The sequence below is a fragment of the Bacillus cereus group sp. MYBK30-2 genome, assembly GCF_051915945.1.
In the GTDB taxonomy this organism is placed as follows: Bacteria; Bacillota; Bacilli; order Bacillales; family Bacillaceae_G; genus Bacillus_A; species Bacillus_A paramycoides.
The window spans coordinates 100752-121953 of the sequence record NZ_JBQAFR010000006.1 but is presented as its reverse complement, the minus strand read 5'-3'; the positions used below and the strand labels follow the sequence as shown (position 1 = coordinate 121953).

The following is a 21202-nucleotide window of genomic DNA, read 5'->3' as shown; positions in this document are numbered from 1 at the left end:
TATGAAGAAAGTTGGTTTTTTTCAATCTATTCATTTAAAATTTGTGCTTATATATATGCTATTGATATTAATAGCGATGCAAGTTATTGGCGTATATTTCGTTAGGGAATTAGAAAAAAGTCTTGTAAAAGGTTTTCAAGACTCCTTGACACAGCAAACAAACTTACTTTCTTATAACTTGAAGCAAGAGTTTGTAAAAGAGCGTCCTAAAACAGAATCAGTAGATAAGGCTATTAAGGAATCGATTCAAAAATTTGCATCAGACCGTAAGAAAGACATTCAAGAAGTAAGTGTAATTGACGCCAATAGAAAATTGATGGCAATTTCAGACGGGTCTAAGCAAAATAAAGTAGGAAGAACGTCAACAGATAGAGCTGTACAGCGGGTAATGGTACAAAAGAAACCAGAGTCAAAGATTGAGAAAGATGGGCAGACAGGCCATCGAGTTCAAGTTATGATTACGCCTATTTTAAAAGAACCGGGCGGAGAGGTACTTGGCGTCATTCATATTGTTGCATCTATGGAAGATGTGTATAAACAAATGAAGGATATAAATCAAATTTTTGCGACGGGGACAGTAATTGCCTTATTAGTAACAGCTGTACTTGGAATTTTATTGGCTCAAACAATTACGAGACCAATTTCAGATATGCGAAGACAAGCAATTGAAATGGCGAAAGGAAATTATTCGCGAAAAGTAAAGGTGCATAGTCATGATGAAATTGGACAACTAGCATTATCTTTTAATAATTTATCTAAAAAATTACAACAAGCTCGTTCCTCAACGGAAAGTGAAAGACGAAAATTATCATCTGTTTTATCACATATGACAGATGGGGTAATCGCTACTGATCGAAAAGGGGATATTATTTTATTAAATGATCCTGCGGAAAAGATGTTAAATGTTTCGCGTGAAACAGCGCTAGATCAATCGGTATTAGAAGTACTAGGGATACAAGAAGAATTTACACTGGATCATTTATATGAAGAACCCGATTCAGTTTTATTAGACTTTAGTACGAGAAATGAACCGTATATTTTACGTGCTAGTTTCTCTGTTATTCAAAAAGAAACAGGGAAGGCAAATGGTTTAATTGCTGTATTATATGATGTAACAGAGCAGGAGCGCATAGAACGAGAGCGCCGTGAGTTTGTTGCAAACGTATCTCATGAGTTAAGAACACCGTTAACGACGATGCGTAGTTACTTAGAAGCGCTTACTGATGGAGCATGGCAAGATCCGAATATTGCACCACAATTTTTAACGGTTACACAAGAGGAAACAGAAAGAATGATCAGGCTTGTAAATGCATTGTTACAACTATCTAAACTAGATAGTACTGAACATCGTTTAATGAAGGAATTTGTCGACTTTACTGACTTCTTTAACAATGTTATCGATCGCTTTGAAATGTCTAAAGAGCAAAATGTAAGTTTCAAACGATCTTTCTCTAAGAAATCTCGATTTATTGATATGGATTCGGACAAAATTACACAAGTTTTATATAACATTATTTCCAATGCATTAAAGTATTCACCAGAAGGTGGTACAGTAACATATCGCCTACGTGATCGCGGGGAGTTATTAGAAATTAGTGTGAGTGATCAAGGAATGGGAATTCCGAAAGAAAATGTAGAGAAAATCTTTGAACGTTTTTATCGTGTGGATAAAGCGCGTTCGAGACAGATGGGTGGTACAGGCCTTGGGTTAGCTATTGCGAAAGAGATGATTGAGGCACATGGCGGCTCGATTTGGGCGAAGAGTGAAGAAGGAAAAGGGACAACTATTTATTTCACATTGCCAATGGCGGCAGATGAAGAGGACGATTGGGAATGAGCATGGAAAACTTTAAAACGATAGTTCTAATTAATTTAGTTGTCATTAGCCTATTTCTTACTTTTAACTTATGGACATATGTTCCTGATTCTACTTCCATGCAAAACACAAAATTCGTTCAAGGTAACGAAGATATAAATCCAATAAAGATTTCGGAGATTGTTCGCCCATCTTCTGTCATTATTCATAAAGAGAAAAATCATTATGTGAGCGAAAATAAGGAAAATGTGGATTCAATTTATAAAATTCTTGAAAATGGAGAATTACATGATTTTAGGGAGATAACAGGGTCAGTTCCTAAAGGTGATTTTCTTTCTTATGTACACGGAGAAGAAAAAATTGAATTTGTTTTCCCTACAAATATCCCACTGGATACGATTAAAAGTATGTTTAATATTAAAGATAAAAACATAGAAAGTAACAGAAGTTTTAATCGTATTATAATTGACCCTTCTCGAAGCAAGGATCAAGAAATTAAAGTTAATTTTGTTTCCTATGATACTTCTCGTAAAATATATCAAGCGACATTGGCTGGTGCTTACGTAAAGGATATTTTAAATGCTCAAAATCAACTTATAACAGTAGCAAGACCATATTTTGAATATCAAATAAATGATACAAAAAAACTTTTTTTACCAGATGGGATTACGGAATTAAGTAAGATAGAGTATATTACATCTAAACTAGAAGTGGATACGTTTAAAAATGCTTTATTTAGTGATCCACGTTATTTAAGTCCTATTTCTGAGAAAACAAAGGAAACATTTACGGATGGTATCCGTTCTATGGAAATTGATAAGTCGAATGCAATGTTGAAATATAAAAACTCCGCTGTACATAGCGATAAAACTACAGATAATGCAATAATCTTACAAAAAAGTTTTGACTTTGTAAGTGGGCATAGTGGCACTTTAAAGTTTTATCGTTTTGATTACATTAGTAAGGGGAAAACTTCATTCCGTTTATATGAAGGCGGCTTGCCTGTATTTAATGCAGATGGAATCGCTGAATTAAAACAAGCATGGGGTTCAGGTGAAGTCATGCAGTATGAAAGACCTCTTTATGATTTAAGTTTCAGTTTACCGAATAAACAACCAACAACTTCTCTTGCATCAGGTCATACGGTGATGACATCATTAGAAAATAATCCGGAAATTGACAAAAATTCAATTCAGGATGTTGGGATTGGTTATAAATTATCATTGGCACCTTCCATCAACGCAGGGAAAATGGGTATTTTACAGCCGATATGGTATGTAAAATATGATGAAGAAGGTAAGCAACAAATATTTGAGTGGAGTGAGGGGGGACTAAATGGATTGGGATCGAATTAAAACGATATTTATTGTGACCTTTTTTGTTTTAGACCTCTTTCTTATTTTTCAATTCATTCAAAAGCAAGGTAGTAATCAATTGGAGCTTGTGGCGGAAACAAAGATCGATCAACAATTAAAAGCTGAAAAAATTACTATGGGGAATTTTCCTAAAGAACCGAAAAAAGAGTCACTTATAATGGCGAAAAATAAGGTTTTCAAAGAAGAGGATGTGCAATCTTTAAAAAATCAAACGGCACACTTGCAAGACGAATATCAAATAGAGAGTAAATTAAAAGAGCCTTTTTTAAATACGAAATCATTGTCAAAAGATAAGTATAATGACTTTTTGAAAAATTATGTGCTAGATGGACAAAAATATGAGTTTGGAGCAATAAAGGACTCAAAAATTTACTTCTTTCAAAAGTATAAAGATAAACCAATTTTCTACAATGATCGTGCGATGATCGTTGTGGAATTAAATGAAAAGAATGAGCTTGTTTCGTATACACAAACGATGTTAACGGATTTAAAGGAAATGGGCGAAAGTGAAAAAACGAAAGAGCAAGAAATCATTACTGCTCAAACGGCGTTAGTGAATTTATATTTAAAAAATAAAATTGCGGACAATACGCATGTGAAAGAGGCGCAGGTCGGATATGCGACTCTTGCAGAGTCTTCTTCTAATATACAAGTGCTTGCCCCAACATGGAACTTAAAGACAGAGCAAAAAAAGGACTTTTTTGTGAATGCAATCGAAGGACAAGTCATGGAATTAGGCGAAAATCAAGTGCCTGAAGAATATAATGGAGTGAGAAAGAATGAGCATGCAGTTTAGTGTACTTGCGAGTGGAAGTACAGGGAATATGTTATATGTAGGAACGGATGAAAAAAAATTGCTCGTCGATGCGGGTTTAAGTGGTAAAGCTACAGAGGCTTTGTTTAAACAAGCTGAACTGAATATAAATGACATATCAGGTATTCTTGTAACACATGAGCATAGTGATCATATTAAAGGGTTAGGTGTATTGGCACGTAAATATGATTTACCTGTTTATGCGAACGAGAAAACATGGAATGCGATGGAACACTTAATAGGCAATATCCCAACTGATCAAAAATTTATTTTCTCAGTTGGGGATGTGAAAACATTTGGCGATATTGAAGTTGAATCATTTGGTGTTTCTCATGATGCAGCAGAGCCGATGTTTTACGCTTTTCATAATAATAATAGAAAGTTAGCTCTTATTACAGATACTGGCTACGTAAGTGATCGTATGAAGGGTGTTATTAAGGGAGCGAATGCTTTCGTATTTGAAAGTAATCATGATGTCGAAATGCTTCGCATGGGACGATATCCATGGAGTATTAAACGACGTATATTAAGTGATGTAGGTCACGTTTGTAATGAGGACGCCGCATTAGCGATGGCGGACGTTATTACAGACGAGACAAAACATATTTATTTAGCACATTTAAGCTTAGATAATAATATGAAAGAATTAGCGCGTATGTCTGTATCACAAGTATTAGAAGAAAAAGGTTTTGGCGTTGGAGAATCTTTTGAAATACATGATACAGACCCGAAAATGCCTACGAAAATTCAATACGTATAATTCTTCATTTTAGTAAACAATAAAGGTGAATATAGTTGTTTTTAGGAAGATAGGTGAACAAATATGTCCTTTATTGATGAAGAAAAATATCGTATAAAACGTGCGGGTAAAAAGAAGCATAAAGGTATTGTAGTTTCTAGCATAGCGGGAACAATTGTAGGGGCTTCATTATTCGCATTTGGAGCCCCTTTATTTTCGAATCATGCAGGTACGCTTCCACAAGCTGAAGCAAGTGGAAAAAATATGGCTCAAGCTCAAGCTGGAAATGCTCCAGCTAAACAGATTAGCTTTGTAGATGCTGTTGATCGTGCGTCTGAAGCAGTTGTTGGTGTTATTAATATTCAGCGAGATGATTTTTCAGAGGCGGATTCAGAAGCGGGTACAGGCTCTGGTGTGATTTATAAGAGGACAGATGGACATGCTTATATTGTAACAAATAACCACGTTGTTGCTGGAGCGAATCGTATTGAAGTGAGCCTGAGTGATGGTAAGAAGGTTCAGGGTAAAGTATTAGGAACCGATGTAGTCACAGATTTAGCAGTACTAGAAATAGATGCGAAGTATGTGAAAAAAGTGATTGAAATTGGCGACTCTAATACTGTTCGTAGAGGAGAGCCGGTTATTGCGATTGGAAATCCACTAGGATTACAATTTTCCGGGACTGTCACACAAGGTATTATTTCGGCTAACGAGCGTATTGTTCCTGTAGATTTAAATCAAGATGGACATTACGATTGGCAAGTAGAAGTATTGCAAACAGATGCGGCAATTAATCCAGGTAATAGTGGTGGTGCACTTGTAAATGCAGCAGGACAATTAATTGGCATTAACTCAATGAAAATTGCAGCAAAAGAAGTAGAAGGAATTGGACTAGCTATTCCAATTACAAGAGCCGTCCCTGTTATGAATGAACTTGAGAAATACGGTAAAGTAAAAAGACCTTATGTTGGAATTGAACTAAGATCATTAAACGAGATTCCGAATTATTATTGGTCAAAAACGTTACATTTACCAGACAACGTAACGGAAGGAGTTTGCATTTTAGATGTAAAAAGTCCTTCGCCAGGTACGGATGCTGGTCTGCGAGAACATGACGTTATTGTGGCAGTAGATGGAAAACCGATTGGCGATATTATTGGATTCCGCACGGCCTTATATAATAAAAAAATTAACGATAAAATGACTCTTACGTTTTATCGTGGCACAAAACGAGCGACAACAACGGTGAAATTAGGCATTCAAAAGTATTAAAAACAGGAGGGCCTACCTCCTGTTTTCTATTGTAGAAAAGTGAGGTGAAGAATATGAATTTACCTTGTTGTTTAGAACATGTTGAATTAGCACTAGATATCATTGTGGATGAGTGTGAAGTTGCGCCAGTTATTAACAATGTGGATAACTCTGAAAAAGAGAAGAAAACATGTGAATTTTGTCAAAATGAGGCGACATATGTTGTATCGAACACAGATTCTCACACAATATGTGGGTAACATTTGTGGATATGTGGATAAGTTGTGTGGATAACATGTTTGTAAGGTGGGGAATAAATGTGAATATCTCGATTATTTCAATCGGAAAATTAAAAGAAAAATACTTGAAGCAAGGTATAGCAGAATACTTAAAACGATTATCTTCTTATGCAAAAGTAGAAGTAATTGAATTACCAGATGAAAAGGCACCAGAAAATTTAAGTGAAGCAGAAATGTTAATTGTAAAAGAAAAAGAAGGTATACGTATACTGGATAAAATTTCTGATGATACGCATGTCATTGCGCTAGCTATAGAAGGAAAACAAAAATCATCAGAAGAGTTTGCAGCAAGTCTAGATCGTCTTGCTACATATGGAAAGAGTAAAGTAGCGTTTGTAATTGGTGGATCACTTGGACTTAGCTCAGAAGTAATGAAGCGTTCAAACGAATCTCTTTCTTTCTCAAAGATGACATTACCACATCAATTAATGCGTCTAGTATTGCTTGAGCAAGTATATAGGGCGTTTCGGATTAATCGCGGTGAACCGTATCATAAGTAAGTGAAGTATTCTATGTAAAACAAGGGTAAGAAAAGAATACAGGAGAAAATCGAAAATGGTAGGTTGGTCTTGATTTTCACTGATATTATCATGTTTATTTTATTATGCCTATAATTGGAGGCTATGTGAATGTTAAGTGATCAGGCGAGATATTCTAGGCTCGCGAATATAACAAAAATAATAAATACAAAATTAGAACTACGTGAAGTATTGCAGCGTGTAACAATGGCGATATCAGAGGAGATTGTTCAATGCAACGCTGTTGGAATTTATTTACCCCAGGAAGATGGAACATTTAGAGGGTTTGCAGGAAAACCAGAGACCATAAATGGCGTAACGCTCGATACTCAGGTAATTGATCCTGAAATAGACTTACTGGCAAAAGAAGTTATTGAAACCCAAAAAACCATCTATATCCCTGATACCTCAAAGGATCATCGGCTGGATCCGAGACCAGTTGATGCGTTCAAAATTAAGTCCTTATTAGCCCTGCCTATCTCATTTGGGCAAGAGTTATTTGGTCTGGTTTTTTTATTTGATTATGGAGCTCCAATGAACTTAACAGATTCAGAAATTCAAAGTGTTGAAGCGTATGTAAATATGGCTGCGGTCGCAATTCAAAACGCAAATAATTTGACACAAAAGGAAAACCTTATTGCCGAGAAGCAGCTGTTACTAAATGTTACCCGTGATTTATCAATGTGTTCCTCGATACAGGAGAGTTTTGATAAATGTTTTTTTTACTTAGGACAGATTTTAGAGAGTAAAAACATGGCTGCCCACCTTTTAGACCCGCTAGACAAAACAACGAAGTTAAGCAAGGACTGTGATTGGACAGAAGCGGATTGGATGGAGAAAAGCTATGAAGCCAAGATCCAAGAGGTTATTCAAACAAAAAATATAGATAGTAAGGGTCTACTGATGATTCCATTGGTTTCAATGGGAGAAGTATTAGGGGTAATCGTCGTTGGCAAAGAGGGAAAAGCTCACAATTACGATAATTCCCAAATTCAACTGGCAAAATCTATCGTTGATGCCACAGCTCCTACGTTTTCAAACTTGTTATATATGGATCAACTTGAAAGCAGGGTGGAAGAGCGAACGAGAGAACTAGCTGCTGCTAATAAAAAAGTTACAAGTGTGATTGAAAGTATTACGGATGGATTCTTTACTTTGAATAATAAATGGGAATTTACGTACGTAAATAAGCATCAATATTTTCCACAAAGAAAAACAGCAAAAGATGTATTAGGCAAGAATGTATGGGAGGTTTTCCAGAGTAGCGCCGACACAGTTATGTATAAGGAATTTCATCGTGCAATGTCAGAGCGAACTACAGTTCATTTCGAATTTCTTTCTACCCCTGATGAATATTGGCACGAAGTTATTGCATACCCGTATGATGATGGTATTTGTTGTATTTTTAAAAACATAACGGAAAAAAAGCAATATGAACAGGAATTGAAAAGGTTATCCAACATAGAGTTAATAGGGCAAATGGCAGCAGGCATTAGCCACGAGATTAGAAATCCAATGACAACAGTACGAGGATTTTTGCAGTTATTAAAAGAAGAGAACAGCTATGAGAACCATAATAAGTACTTTAATTTAATGATTGAAGAACTTGACCGTTCCAATTCTATTATTACTGAATTTCTCTCAATGGGTAATACAAGGAAATCAGATTTGCAGATGTTAGATTTAAATTCAATTATTTACGATATTATTCCTTTAATAAAGATTGATACGTATAATCAAAATAAATATATTCAAGTCGATACAAATGACATTCCGGAATTACTTTTAAACCGTAATGAGATACGACAATTATTACTAAACCTATACCGTAATGGCTTAGAAGCGATGAGTACAGAGAAAGTTCTAACCATTAGCACCTACAAGGAAGGTCAAAATTGTGCGGTGCTTGCAGTACAGGATCAAGGAAAAGGTATCAAGCCTGAAGTATTAGAGAAACTGGGTACTCCATTTTACACGACCAAAGATAATGGAACTGGATTAGGATTAGGTGTATGTTATGCTATTGCCGCCCGCCATAATGCAAAAATAGAAATTCAAACAGGATCGGAAGGCACTACCTTTTTTGTTAAATTTAATTATGAAAATAATAAAAAATAACCCTATTTAGATTAGTTACGGTGAACCGTATCATAAATAGTGAGTAGTAATCGGAAATTAATCATGCCTTGTGTATTAACATAAAGTATTATTGGCTGTATATTGAATAAAAAATATAATCAAGAAAAAAGCACTTATCTTTACAAGATAGAGTGCTTTTTTATATGCATTTTATTATTTTAGATTTAACCGATATGTAATGAAGATGTACAATAAATATGGGGGTATGCAAGTGCCTGGTGAAATCAAGTATACTCAATATAGGAGAAAAGAAGTATTAGATGTACTTAGGGGGGCTTAACATATTTAAGAGAGATATGAAAAAAATATTGATATCATTACTAAAAAATCCATTAGTAATAATCGTATACTGGATTTTTTGTTATGAGTTAGCTTTATTATGTATGTATGGAAGAATGAATAATAATATTTATATTTGGTTATTATCTATAGCATTTTTAATACTTATCATTATATTTACTACAATTAAAGTTATAAAAAATAGGGAACGTGAATCGTCCAAATTATTAAATGTAAAGGGATGGAAATACATTTCCGTTATCATCCTTATCTTTATAACGTCTTTTTATGGGATAAAAATTTATAAAAGTGCAACGAATTATGGTGGTAAACTAGCATGGTTTATAGAAAGCGTAAAAAACGAAAGATCAGTTAAACTTAAGCGTGATAATATATATAAGTATGGTGTAGAGGGTATTTTTGAAGATATAAATAAGAAATATACTTTGCCAAAGAAGTTATATATGTCGGATGATTTTACTTTGGAATTTAAATCAGATGGAACAATTATATCATTTGATACTTTTCTTTATGGAAAAAATGCTGCTGGAAAAGAGGAAAGCTACTTAATAGCTTATAATAAAAATAAATCAAAAGATATTTTTGTAGGATTAAATGGGTATGTTAACGCTGATTATAATGAAGATAAATTAGTAAAACCTTTAATTAAAACAGTTCAAGCTATTCCAGTTAAACAAACTGTAAGTAAGTGGAATGAAGATAAGTATGGGCTGGTTTATTATGGGAAAAGGAACTGGGGTTTCAATGGAGAAGGAATTATTAATATTAATAAAGATGGGAAATTAGAGAAGCTTGAAGAAGCAAAATCCGAAATAATTGGATATACGGTATCTATATTTATCCCTGGAAAAGAGAAAGAGATAGTACCTGCTAGATATAATTTACTAGGTGACCCAAATTGGAGTAAGGAAAGTAGTTCTAAAAAGAAAAAGAAGGATTTAACTAATAATAATGAGCAATTTTACTTTTCAAAAGAAGTGGGTTATAAACTAGATGTTACAGATAAAGCATTAGGGAGTACCTTTTATTCCCTAAGCAAGACAATTGATGGTGGGGAAACATGGGGAGTTATAAATGAGGACCCGTTCAATGAAGCGGTTGGTAGTGCATCAGGAATCATCTTTTTTAATGAAAAGCTCGGATTTTTAAGGGCAGCCAGACCCTCTGGCAATGAAGGGAGGCTATACCGTACAGATGATGGTGGTATAACTTTTAAAAAGGTGAGCTATACGAATTATGAAGTGAAACTAGAAAGTGGACAGGTAATAAATCCGTTTGATTTTCCTAATCTGCCTTATGAGAAGGATGGAGTTTTTAACATGCTAGTAGGGCAAGGAGCAGATGGAGACTACAATGGTAATAGTAGTATACTTTATCAATCAAAAAATCAAGGTGAAACATGGGAGTATGTAAAAGAGGTTAAAGATAATTAATAGTGGGAAAGACCATTGGATAAAAATCACCGATGGTCTTTTAAACATTACTAGGTGGTATGTAGATTTCCTAAAATAAGTATGTTTCTATTTCCATAAAAATATGCTGTAATATGAAGAGGAAAAAGTATAAGTAGTTAGAGAAGTGAGGAATTAAAGGTGAAGAAGTTTAAGAAGTTTTACTTGGAGATTACGAGCGTATGTAATCTTGCGTGTAGCTTTTGTCCGCCGACGGAAAGGCAGAAGCAATTCATTTCTGTGGAGGATTTTGCTAAAAGATTAGACCAAATTAAGCCTCACACAGACTACATTTATTTGCACGTGAAGGGTGAGCCGTTGCTCCATCCGAAAATAGATCAACTATTAGACTTAAGCCATGAAAAAGGGTTTAAAGTTAATATTACAACGAACGGGACGTTAATTAATAAGAGAAGGCATAGACTGTTAAATAAGCCTGCGTTAAGACAAATGAATTTTTCGCTGCATAGTTTTGATGGACACCCAGGTTCGCAAGATAAAGAGGGCTATGTAAGGAGCATACTTTCTTTCATTAGAGAGGCGACAAGTCAATCGGATTTAATTGTTTCGTTAAGATTATGGAATTTAACTCAGGACAACAAAACGAATCTTGAAATTCAGCGGAATAGAGAGTTATTATCTATTATCGAAAAAGAATTTGATCTTTCTTATAAAATTGAAGAGAAGCTTACACCAGGAAAAGGTATAAAAATTGCGGAACGTGTATTTATTAATCAAGATTATGAATTCCAGTGGCCAGCATTACATGAAGAAGAGGATGATGGAAAAGGTTTCTGTCATGGCTTACGTAATCAGGCTGGAATTTTAGCGAACGGAACTGTTATTCCTTGTTGTTTAGATGGTGAGGGGATTATTAATCTTGGGAATATTAATAATGATTCATTCTCTAATATTATTGAGGGCGATAGAGCGAAAAATATTGTAGATGGATTTTCAAAAAGGGTTGCGGTAGAAGAATTATGTAGAAAGTGCGGATACCGCAAAAGATTTGGAAAGTAGATATAGAATAAGCCCTCATAAAGCGAGGGCTTATTTTTATCCCGCAAAATCCCGATTGGTGTGGGCTAATAATCAGCGGGGGATGGACAAAACCCCACTGATTAAAGTTTCACTTTATTCCTGATAAGAACGTTCTAATTCATCAATTAATGAACCGACATAAGAAACAGCTTTACGGATTGCATCTGGTTTTGACATGTCTACTCCAGCGTGTTTCATTAATTCGAGTGGTTTCATTGTACCACCTGCACGAAGTACATTGAGCCAGCGATCAACAGCAGGCTGCCCCTCTTCCTTAATCATTTGGGCTACAGCGGTAGATGCAGTTAGGCCTGCTGAATATGTGTAAGAATATAAGCCCATATAATAGTGAGGTTGACGCATCCATGTTAAACCGGCGCCTTCATCAATTTCTACTGAATCTCCCCAGAATGTAGAAAGGACATTCGTTTTTATCTCAGTTAAAGTTGTAGCAGTAAGCGCTTGCCCCTCTTCTGCTAAGGAATATACTCTGCGTTGATATTCACCCTCAAGTAAATGAGTAACAAAGTTATGATAATATGTGCCGAGTAGTTGCAAAATGATCCATCTACGCATTCTCTTATCTTCATTTGTCACGAGTAGATGCTGTGCTAATAGCAATTCATTCATTGTTGAAGGTGCTTCCACAAAGTACATAGATGGACGTACGTTCATAATACGCTGATTTTTATTTGCTAAATAAAAATGACCAGCATGCCCAAATTCGTGAGCTAATGTGAAACATCCGCGCATCGTATTTTGCCATGTAATTAAAATATAAGGGTGAGAACCGTATGGGCTAGAGCAGAAGGCACCTGTTGATTTTCCAACGTTATCTGCAAGGTCTACCCATCTTTCTTTAAACCCCTTTTCGATAATAGCATTATATTCCTCTCCTAATACTTTTAAAGACTCTTGAATTAGTTTACCAGCTTCTTCGTATGTGATTGTCGGATTAAATTCAGGATCTAAAGGTGCGTGTAAGTCACAGAAAAGCATTTGATCAAGCCCTAATACTTTCTTTTTTAAATCTGCAAAACGGCGCATATGAGGCGCTAATTCGTTATAAATAATATCTAGTTGGTTGTGATACATTTCAAGTGGAACTTTTTGAGGCTCTAAAAGCATATGAGTAACGGATTCATATTTGCGTAAACGAGAAAGTGTCACTTGTTTTTTTACTTCAGTAGCATATGTTGTTGCAACTGTATTTTTATAGCGTTTCAATGTGGAAACAAATGATGAATATGCTTCTCTACGTATATATACGCTTGGAGAAAATTCATATTTGCTTTCAAATAATGCAAATGATACAGGCAAATCATTTCCTTGTTCGTCCTGTATAGGAGTGAAATCCATATCCGCCAATTTAGTCATGCCGTAAATTTTGTAGGGGGAACTATGAACTTCGCCGAGTGCAGCAAGGGCCTCCTCTGTTTCAGGTGAGAGAGTATGCTGTCTCTTTTTGAGTACTTCTAATAATGATTTACGGAAAGGTTCGAGTTTTGTTTCCTCAGTTAAATATTTTTCAATCGTTCCTTCTCCAAATGAAAGAATTTCGTTATGAATAAAGGATCGTGCGGTATGCAATTTCGCTCCTAGAGCTGAAATTTTGGAAGAGTTCGCTTGAATAACTGGATCTGTACGATCAGTAGATTCTTTTAAATTTGCATATGTGCTGAGTTTTGTTAACTTCATTAAAAGCTCTTCTTCTAAAAGTAGGCAATTTAATAAAGTGGTGGGATTAGTATGTAATTGTCCTTTAAATGCATCGAGTCTTTTTATATCATTTTCTAATACATTTAATGCAGTGTGCCACTCATTATCAGACTTATACAAATCAGAAAGATCCCATATTAGTTCAGTAGGAACTTCTTCGCGAATAGGGCGTTTCTCAATTACATCTTTCATTTAATGTATCCTCCTTATTTTAAGTATTTAAAAACATGATACTAGAAAATTCAGTTAAATGAAAATATTTAACGGTTTTATACATGAAAAAAAGGACAGGCATAAAAATGCTTGTCCTTCGAGTTAAATTTAAGAATTAATATACTTTGTCACCGTTGAAAATAGAGTTTTTCACGACAACATAATCTACAGTACGAATTGAGTCTAATTTTGTTCCACCAGCATAAGAGATAGAAGATTGAAGATCTTGTTCCATTTCGATTAAAGTGTCTTCTAAAGAACCTTTATGCTCAACGAACATTTTCTTACCTTCAACGTTTTTCTTCTCACCTTTTTGGAATTCAGAAGCTGAGCCGAAGTACTCTTTATAAAGTTTTCCATCCTTCTCAACTGTTTCCCCTGGAGACTCTTCATGACCAGCGAATAGAGAACCGATCATAACCATAGTCGCCCCAAATCGAATAGATTTAGCTACGTCGCCATGCGTACGAATACCGCCGTCAGCAATGATTGGCTTACTTGCAGCTTTTGCACACCAACGAAGTGCAGCTAGCTGCCAACCACCAGTTCCAAAGCCTGTTTTAATTTTGGTAATACAAACTTTACCAGGTCCAATACCAACTTTTGTTGCGTCAGCACCAGCGTTTTCTAATTCTCTTACCGCTTCTGGAGTTCCAACGTTTCCAGCGATAACGAAGCTTTCTGGTAAATGCTTTTTAATATGTTGAATCATGTTGATCACAGCATTAGAATGGCCGTGCGCGATATCGATTGTAATGTATTCAGGTGAAAGTTGCTCAGCAGCTAATTGTTGTACGAATTCATACTCGTCTTCTTTAACACCAACGCTGATTGAAGCAATTAATCCACGTGATTGCATATCTCTAATGAATGAGATTCGTTTCTCTGGTTGGAAACGATGCATGATGTAGAAGTAATTATTTTCAGCTAAATAAGTTGCGATTCTTTCATCAATAATCGTTTGCATATTTGCAGGTACGACAGGTAATTTAAATTTATGTTTTCCTAAAGTGACAGTTGTATCACATTCAGATCGGCTATTTACAATGCATTTTGCAGGAATTAATTGAATATCTTCATAGTCAAATACGTTTTCCATCATTTACACCCCTAAAACACGAATATTTTACTAAGTTTGTTTAAAAACGTTCGTCCAAATGATAATTTACAGTATTTTTAGTAATAAGTCAAAGGTTTTAATGTTTAATTTGAAAAATTAAAGTTTATTTAATAGTTATTGGATTTATATGGTTATAATATGTAATGATTTAATGTAGAATTATATATGGAAAATAATAGATAAGTATATTGATTTAGGGGAGATTTTATGGGGCGTTTAGTATATATGGATTGGCTACGTGTAGTAGCGACAATTGCGGTCGTTACAATTCACGTTGCTGCTGGTTATGTTTCTATGTTAGATTCAAATAACGTATCGCGTTGGTTGGCTGGTAATTTTTACGATTCACTTTCGCGTGCTAGTGTTCCGATTTTTGTAATGATTAGTGGAGCCTTATTATTAAAGGGAACAAAAGATATTTCTATTGGGGAATTTTTAAAGAAACGTGCAAGTAAAGTGATCATACCTTTTGTAGGTTGGAGTGCTATATTTTACATATACGGAGCGTGCGTAGGATACTTTCCCGCTTCTTTAAAGCAAGGGATAAAGTACTTTTTAACAAATAGTATCGGGTTACATCTGTGGTTCCTATACATGATTGTAGGAATATATTTAATCACACCTTTACTGAAAGTATTTGTGAAAAATGCTAAGAAGCGAGAGATAGAATATTTTTTAATTTTGTGGCTATATGCATCTGTTATAGTCAAACTAGTAAATTATTATTATCCTATCAACTTTAATATCGAACTATTTTACGTTACAAATTATGTAGGATATTTTCTACTTGGTTATTACTTATCGAATTATGATATTGCGAAAAAATGGAGGAACATTTCTTATATTGGGGGACTTGTAGGATTTATTGGTACATTCTTTATTACATACCATTATACAGTCAAAGCTAATGGACAGCTGGATCAATATTGGTATGAATATTTTGCTCCAGGTGTTGTACTTATGGCAATTGGACTATTTGTATTTTTCAGGTATACTTTCCAAAATTCAGACAGACAATTACCATTTTTATTGCGTGGCATAAACCAAGCAAGTCTTGGAATTTATATTCTTCACTTTTTCTTATTAAATAATTATCTATACATAGTCATTCCAAAGGTGAATGCACATGTACATGCAATATTGGCAATACCTATCAATGTAATTATTACACTGGTCCTTAGTATGGTAATAACTTTAGTATTGCAAAGAATACCGGTTGTAAAGAGACTAGTTCCGTAAAGATATTTCTTCTACAAAAATATATTGTTTAGGTGGGCAGACTTATTATTAAGGCTGCCCTCTATTATGTTGTTTCAAAAAAAAATATAAAGAATTATACTTAGAATAAGTTGGTACTTTAATGAACTATAAAAATTGGGTTAATATATTATTTTAGTATAATTGAACGTAGGATATAAAAAATATAATTATTAAATACATAATAAAAATGAGGTTATTACATGAGTAAAAAAAGTTTTGCGGATTATACATTAAGTAAAGAAATTGTAAGAGCACTTACTGGTTTAGGGTATGAGAATCCAACGGAAGTGCAAGTAGAGGTTATTCCGGTTGCCTTGCAAAAGAAGGACCTTGTTGTGAAGTCGCAGACTGGAAGTGGAAAAACAGCTTCATTCGGTATACCACTTTGTGAAATGGTGGAGTGGGAAGAGAATAAGCCACAAGCGTTAGTTTTAACACCGACGAGAGAACTTGCAGTGCAAGTAAAAGAAGATATTACGAATATAGGCCGCTTCAAAAGAATTAAGGCCGCTGCGGTTTATGGTAAATCTCCATTTGCACGTCAAAAATTAGAGTTAAAGCAAAAGACACATATTGTAGTTGGGACCCCTGGACGTGTGTTAGATCATATTGAAAAAGGTACTCTTTCTTTAGAACGCCTGAAGTACTTGGTTATTGATGAAGCAGATGAAATGCTAAATATGGGTTTTATCGATCAAGTAGAGGCAATTATTGACGAATTACCTACGAAACGAATGACAATGCTATTTTCAGCAACGCTCCCAGAAGATGTTGAAAAGTTATCTCTTACATATATGGATTCGCCAACTCATATTGAAATTAAGGCTGCTGGGATTACAACAGACAAAATTGAGCATACCCTTTTTGAGGTAAGAGAAGAGGAGAAGCTTTCGCTTCTTAAAGATGTAACAACGATTGAGAATCCAGATAGTTGTATTATTTTTTGCCGTACACAAGAAAACGTGGATCACGTATTTAGACAATTAAAACGTGTCAATTATCCTTGCGACAAAATACATGGTGGTATGGTACAAGAAGATCGTTTTGAGGTTATGGACGATTTTAGAAAAGGAAAGTTCCGTTATTTAGTAGCAACAGATGTAGCTGCGAGAGGGATCGATATTGATAATATTACACATGTTATTAATTATGATATCCCATTAGAAAAGGAAAGTTATGTACATCGTACAGGAAGAACGGGACGAGCTGGTAAGAATGGAAAAGCTATTACATTCATAACACCGTATGAAAATAGGTTTTTAGAAGAGATTGAGGAGTACATCGGTTTTGAAATTCAAAGGGCGCATGCACCTTCAAAAGAAGAAGTTATGAAAGGGAAAGATGTATTTGAGGAGAAAATACATGCTAAACCAATTATAAAGAAAGATAAAAATGCAGACCTAAATAAAGGGATTATGAAATTGTACTTTAATGGCGGGAAGAAAAAGAAAATTAGGGCGGTAGATTTCGTCGGTACAATTGCTAAAATTAAAGGTGTTACAGCTGAAGATATAGGCATCATTACAATACAAGACAATGTTTCTTACGTTGAAATATTAAATGGAAAAGGACCGCTTGTATTAAAGGTCATGAAAAATACAACGATTAAAGGGAAACAATTAAAGGTTCATGAAGCAATTAAGTAAACAAAAAACTATCCACTCTAACAGGTGGATAGTTTTTTGTTTCGCCCGAAAGAAAGGGGCATAAGGATAGCGGAGTATTTTAGGGAAATTGGATATCTATATTCATTCACTCCAATGATGAATCATAGAACTTGCACATGAAATTTTAAAACAGAAGGTGGAAGTAAATCTAAATAAAAGAAAAAGGGATAAATAGGAAAATGAAGAACGTTTATATATATGTAAGTCTGAATTTTTAGATAAAAACAGAGCGGGGGAAGAAAGATGATTCAATTTCCAAAAGCAGATGCTGAGCAATTTTTTAGATCGTATCGTATTGGCAAGTTTACAGTGAGTGAAGATGAAAAAAGATTAATTTTCAGTACAAACTTAAATGGTCATTCCAATTTATGGGCGATGGATTTACCAAATTTATCTCCGTATCCGTTAACATATTGTAATCAATCAAGCAATTTTATTAAAGTGGATCCTTTAAATCGATTTATTTTAGCTGGATTTGATAAAGATGGTGATGAAAATTATCATATTTATGCATTAAAACCAGAGGGTGGAGAATTGCTTGAATTGATTCCAGCAGAAGAGAAAGAAAAGGATTATTATGTACATTTAACAGAAGATGGAGAACGATTATATTATGTTACGAGTAAAGATAACCCAAGATTCTTTAATTCTCGTTGTTATAATTTGCGTACAAAAGAGGATATTCTCCTTTGTACGGGCGTAGAGACACCTACATATTTGAGTGCAGTGAGTCCAAATGAATCAAGCTTTATTGTCTTAAAATCGTATGGAAATACATATAATGTAGGATATGTGAAAAAGGGAGAGGAACTTATTTGTATGGTACCCTCCAGCGAAAAAGAACATATTATAACTTCCATTTGCTATATCGATGAAAATACGGTGATTTTTGTTACAAATTATGAAGAAGAGTTTTCTTATGTGGCTTCTTTTGATTTGGATAAACAGGAATTCAAACCAATATGTAAAATAGAGAATGAGGAAGTATCCACTATAAAATGGCATGAAGAAACGAAAACTGGTTACATCGTTACAGCGAAAGGTGTTGAAGATAGGTTATACAGATTTGTATGGGATACAAAGGAATTAATTCTATTAGATACTCCAGTAGATACGATAAAACAAATAGATATTTCCAAATCTAAAAATTTATATTTATTAGGTGAAAGTGCAACGAAAACAGCAAACATTTATTGTAAGGAAAATGAAAGTACAGAGTGGGAGATGTTGACAAAAAACTATGTTATTGGTCTACATGAATCTTCTTTTGTTGAACCAGATGTTATTACATATTCTTCATTTGATGGATTAAATATAGAGGCATTATTATTTCGAGCGAAGGAAGAGGTACAAAACGGATATACAATATTTTGGCCCCATGGTGGTCCACAATGGGCTGAGATAAAGGACTTTACTGCATTGTTTCAATATTTATTAAGACAAGGATATAATATTTTCGCACCAAACTTTAGAGGAAGTACGAGATATGGTTCAACATTTACGAAAATGATCGAGGGTGATTGGGGAGAGGCTCCACGCTTAGATTGTGTAGCAGGAATAGAGTGGTTGTTTGAACAAGGTATTTCAACTGCAGATAAATTATTTGTTATGGGTGGAAGTTATGGTGGGTATATGACCCTATTACTTTATGGGCGCCATTCAGAATATTTTCGGGCGGCCATTGATCTTTTTGGACCTAGTAGTTTATTTAGCTTTATTGACTCTATGCCAGAAGAATGGAAGCCAATTGCTGTTAGTTTTATTGGTGATGTTGAGAAAGATAAAGATAAGCTTATGAAAGATTCACCAATCACATATTTGAATCAAATGAAAAAGCCACTTCTTATCGCTCAGGGGGCAAATGACCCTCGGGTTGTAAAGACAGAATCGGATCAAATTTTTCAAGCATTGCAAGAAAAAGAAGTCGATGTAGAATACATTGTACTTGAAGATGAAGGGCATGGATTTTCAAAGAAAGAAAATGAGATATATGTATATCGTCGTATAACAGAATTTTTAGCAAAGCATAAATGAAATAAATGGCACCCTTAAGGGTGCCATTTATTTGTTTAAGACTCTTTTAGGTCATCAACTAATTTCTCCGCTAAACGTCTATACATATTACTCATAGTCACGAAAGATGTTAGTAATAAAAACTTTTCTAGCTTTGGATCTTCTAAGGAAGAAACCTCGTTTACTTCCGTAACACGGTTAGTTACGTCGTGTTTAAAGTTTTCAACATTGGTTTCAGTTAGAGCAAGATAATCTTTATATAGAGTATCTAATTCGAATGTAGCGTCGTTTATTAAAGGTTCATTTATATTTTCTAAGGAACTTTTTATGTCATTAATGGAGAGGGCTCCTTTTAATTGATAAATTAAGCTGATCAAAATCATATGCTCTTTTGAATACTTTTTATTTTTGATAGGGATGAACAATTTTCCTTTTGCGTAATTGTTAATCATTGTTTTTGTTAATACTTTTTCATCATCGGTTCTCGTTGTATCTGCATAAGTATTCTCAAATAGTTGGACAACTTGGTCTACATATAAGTCGACAGTTGGGATATCCTCAAGTTTAATATTCTTTTCTAAACGTAATGTTTCCAGTAATTTATTTATATTTTCCACGTAGAACCCCTCACTTTTATAACATGGTGGAACTTAATGTTTGATATATCTTTAAATATGGTATTACGAAACAAATGAATTGTAAATGTTGACCTATATGAACATTATGTATATAATTACATGTAGTTATCGAAACTACATGTAATTATATGAGGGGTGTTTATATGAATGCTTATGTAAGAGAACCGGTTAATGCATTTACCCACTTAGGGGGGGCTGTATTATCATTTATTGCATTATTAGCTATGCTTGTGAAAGTTTCTGTTAAGATGCCATCTTTTGCTGCAATTACAGCTATTATTTTGTTTGGTATCGGGATGATGGTCCTTTATACAGCGTCAGCTGTATATCATAGTGTTGTAGCGAGTGAACGTGTTATTTATTTCTTTAGGAAGCTCGATCATTCGATGATTTTTATACTAATTGCAGGTACATATGCACCCTTTTGCTTAATTACATTACATTCCGCAAATGGCTTGCTATTATTTTGCTTAGTTTATGCAACTGCGATTTGCGGTATTGTTTTTAAAATGTTTTGGTTTAATTGTCCGAGATGGTTATCGACAGCAATTTATATTACGATGGGCTGGTTAATTGTTCTATTCTTTGCACCGTTAGCTAAGAATTTAAGCACAGGGGGCATCGTTTTCTTAGTGCTTGGGGGTATCTTTTATACAATTGGTGGGTTTATTTATGGTGCAAAGCCGAAATGGTTAGAATTTAAACATATAGGGCATCATGAAATTTTTCATATTTTTGTATTGCTAGGTAGTCTTGCCCATTTTCTAAGTGTATATTGTTACGTAATTTAATGAAAAAAGCCACATTACCTCTATTATGTGGCTTTTT

At 34.4% G+C, this 21202-nt stretch carries 17 protein-coding genes; 14 read left to right on the top strand and 3 right to left on the bottom strand.

Annotation, left to right across the window (positions count from 1 at the left end; translation table 11 throughout):
* Position 1: 1 nt before the first annotated feature.
* The 10 genes from walK (at position 2) to ACTFQM_RS23760 (ending at position 11723) form a co-directional block, all read left to right on the top strand.
* Positions 2-1837, top strand: coding sequence for a cell wall metabolism sensor histidine kinase WalK (gene walK, locus ACTFQM_RS23805; protein WP_440036533.1), 1836 nt, complete (start codon positions 2-4; stop codon positions 1835-1837).
* A complete protein-coding gene (locus tag ACTFQM_RS23800) occupies positions 1834-3171 on the top strand; it encodes a YycH family regulatory protein (RefSeq protein WP_440036531.1) in 1338 nt (445 codons plus the stop codon). The genes walK and ACTFQM_RS23800 overlap by 4 nt, the downstream gene beginning before the upstream one ends.
* Positions 3152-3988, top strand: a complete 837-nt coding sequence (locus tag ACTFQM_RS23795) for a two-component system regulatory protein YycI (protein ID WP_002174496.1) — start codon at positions 3152-3154, stop codon at positions 3986-3988. Before ACTFQM_RS23800 ends, ACTFQM_RS23795 begins: the two co-directional genes overlap by 20 nt.
* Positions 3972-4766, top strand: coding sequence for an MBL fold metallo-hydrolase (locus ACTFQM_RS23790; protein ID WP_002174495.1), 795 nt, complete (start codon positions 3972-3974; stop codon positions 4764-4766). The genes ACTFQM_RS23795 and ACTFQM_RS23790 overlap by 17 nt, the downstream gene beginning before the upstream one ends.
* Before the next feature lie 63 nt (positions 4767-4829).
* Positions 4830-6017 (top strand): S1C family serine protease, encoded by a 1188-nt coding sequence (locus ACTFQM_RS23785; RefSeq protein ID WP_440036530.1) that lies wholly within the window; start codon positions 4830-4832, stop codon positions 6015-6017.
* 53 nt (positions 6018-6070) lie between these two features.
* Positions 6071-6256 carry a CxxH/CxxC protein gene (locus tag ACTFQM_RS23780; RefSeq protein ID WP_001052827.1) on the top strand — a complete coding sequence of 62 codons (186 nt, stop codon included), beginning with the start codon at positions 6071-6073 and terminating at the stop codon, positions 6254-6256.
* 59 nt (positions 6257-6315) lie between these two features.
* Positions 6316-6795, top strand: coding sequence for a 23S rRNA (pseudouridine(1915)-N(3))-methyltransferase RlmH (gene rlmH, locus ACTFQM_RS23775; protein WP_002174493.1), 480 nt, complete (start codon positions 6316-6318; stop codon positions 6793-6795).
* 129 nt (positions 6796-6924) lie between these two features.
* Positions 6925-8931 carry a GAF domain-containing sensor histidine kinase gene (locus tag ACTFQM_RS23770; protein WP_440036528.1) on the top strand — a complete coding sequence of 669 codons (2007 nt, stop codon included), beginning with the start codon at positions 6925-6927 and terminating at the stop codon, positions 8929-8931.
* Positions 8932-9212: 281 nt separating this feature from the next.
* The gene (locus tag ACTFQM_RS23765) at positions 9213-10685 is read left to right on the top strand and encodes a WD40/YVTN/BNR-like repeat-containing protein (protein WP_440036527.1); all 1473 of its coding nucleotides are present in this window, start codon (positions 9213-9215) and stop codon (positions 10683-10685) included.
* Positions 10686-10844: 159 nt separating this feature from the next.
* Complete coding sequence (locus tag ACTFQM_RS23760; RefSeq protein WP_025146952.1) at positions 10845-11723, top strand: radical SAM/SPASM domain-containing protein; 879 nt, start codon at positions 10845-10847, stop codon at positions 11721-11723.
* Between the two features lie 114 nt (positions 11724-11837).
* Here the strand turns inward: ACTFQM_RS23760 and pepF are convergent, their stop codons facing one another.
* On the bottom strand, positions 11838-13655 hold the full coding sequence (pepF, locus tag ACTFQM_RS23755; RefSeq protein ID WP_440036525.1) for an oligoendopeptidase F: 1818 nt from the start codon (positions 13653-13655) through the stop codon (positions 11838-11840).
* Between the two features lie 136 nt (positions 13656-13791).
* A complete protein-coding gene (gene guaC, locus ACTFQM_RS23750) occupies positions 13792-14775 on the bottom strand; it encodes a GMP reductase (protein ID WP_098303702.1) in 984 nt (327 codons plus the stop codon).
* A gap of 228 nt (positions 14776-15003) precedes the next feature.
* Here guaC and ACTFQM_RS23745 point away from each other — a divergent pair, with 228 nt between their 5' ends.
* The 3 genes from ACTFQM_RS23745 to ACTFQM_RS23735 all read left to right on the top strand — a co-directional run bounded on the left by ACTFQM_RS23745 (position 15004) and on the right by ACTFQM_RS23735 (position 19757).
* Positions 15004-16035, top strand: coding sequence for an acyltransferase (locus tag ACTFQM_RS23745; protein ID WP_440036524.1), 1032 nt, complete (start codon positions 15004-15006; stop codon positions 16033-16035).
* Positions 16036-16256: 221 nt separating this feature from the next.
* On the top strand, positions 16257-17702 hold the full coding sequence (locus tag ACTFQM_RS23740) for a DEAD/DEAH box helicase (RefSeq protein ID WP_440036523.1): 1446 nt from the start codon (positions 16257-16259) through the stop codon (positions 17700-17702).
* A 264-nt stretch (positions 17703-17966) separates the two neighbouring features.
* Entirely contained in the window at positions 17967-19757 is a 1791-nt protein-coding gene (locus ACTFQM_RS23735) for a S9 family peptidase (RefSeq protein ID WP_440036521.1), read from the top strand.
* 35 nt (positions 19758-19792) lie between these two features.
* Here ACTFQM_RS23735 and ACTFQM_RS23730 read toward each other — a convergent pair whose 3' ends face one another.
* Entirely contained in the window at positions 19793-20353 is a 561-nt protein-coding gene (locus tag ACTFQM_RS23730) for a DUF1836 domain-containing protein (RefSeq protein ID WP_002174484.1), read from the bottom strand.
* A gap of 164 nt (positions 20354-20517) precedes the next feature.
* On the opposite strand from ACTFQM_RS23730, the gene trhA reads away from it, so the two are divergent.
* On the top strand, positions 20518-21165 hold the full coding sequence (trhA, locus tag ACTFQM_RS23725) for a PAQR family membrane homeostasis protein TrhA (RefSeq protein WP_440036519.1): 648 nt from the start codon (positions 20518-20520) through the stop codon (positions 21163-21165).
* Positions 21166-21202: the final 37 nt, after the last annotated feature.

Excerpts from the sequence above, each read along its gene's own strand:
- ACTFQM_RS23795 (WP_002174496.1), top strand. The coding sequence starts at position 3,152 with ATGGATTGGGATCGAATTAAAACGATATTTATTGTGACCTTTTTTGTT.
- ACTFQM_RS23780 (WP_001052827.1), top strand. The coding sequence starts at position 6,071 with ATGAATTTACCTTGTTGTTTAGAACATGTTGAATTAGCACTAGATATC.
- ACTFQM_RS23800 (WP_440036531.1), top strand. The coding sequence starts at position 1,834 with ATGAGCATGGAAAACTTTAAAACGATAGTTCTAATTAATTTAGTTGTC.
- ACTFQM_RS23785 (WP_440036530.1), top strand. The coding sequence starts at position 4,830 with ATGTCCTTTATTGATGAAGAAAAATATCGTATAAAACGTGCGGGTAAA.
- ACTFQM_RS23735 (WP_440036521.1), top strand. The coding sequence starts at position 17,967 with ATGATTCAATTTCCAAAAGCAGATGCTGAGCAATTTTTTAGATCGTAT.
- ACTFQM_RS23745 (WP_440036524.1), top strand. The coding sequence starts at position 15,004 with ATGGGGCGTTTAGTATATATGGATTGGCTACGTGTAGTAGCGACAATT.
- guaC (WP_098303702.1), bottom strand. The coding sequence starts at position 14,775 with ATGGAAAACGTATTTGACTATGAAGATATTCAATTAATTCCTGCAAAA.
- ACTFQM_RS23790 (WP_002174495.1), top strand. The coding sequence starts at position 3,972 with ATGAGCATGCAGTTTAGTGTACTTGCGAGTGGAAGTACAGGGAATATG.
- ACTFQM_RS23765 (WP_440036527.1), top strand. The coding sequence starts at position 9,213 with ATGTACTTAGGGGGGCTTAACATATTTAAGAGAGATATGAAAAAAATA.
- ACTFQM_RS23770 (WP_440036528.1), top strand. The coding sequence starts at position 6,925 with ATGTTAAGTGATCAGGCGAGATATTCTAGGCTCGCGAATATAACAAAA.
- trhA (WP_440036519.1), top strand. The coding sequence starts at position 20,518 with ATGAATGCTTATGTAAGAGAACCGGTTAATGCATTTACCCACTTAGGG.
- walK (WP_440036533.1), top strand. The coding sequence starts at position 2 with ATGAAGAAAGTTGGTTTTTTTCAATCTATTCATTTAAAATTTGTGCTT.
- ACTFQM_RS23740 (WP_440036523.1), top strand. The coding sequence starts at position 16,257 with ATGAGTAAAAAAAGTTTTGCGGATTATACATTAAGTAAAGAAATTGTA.
- pepF (WP_440036525.1), bottom strand. The coding sequence starts at position 13,655 with ATGAAAGATGTAATTGAGAAACGCCCTATTCGCGAAGAAGTTCCTACT.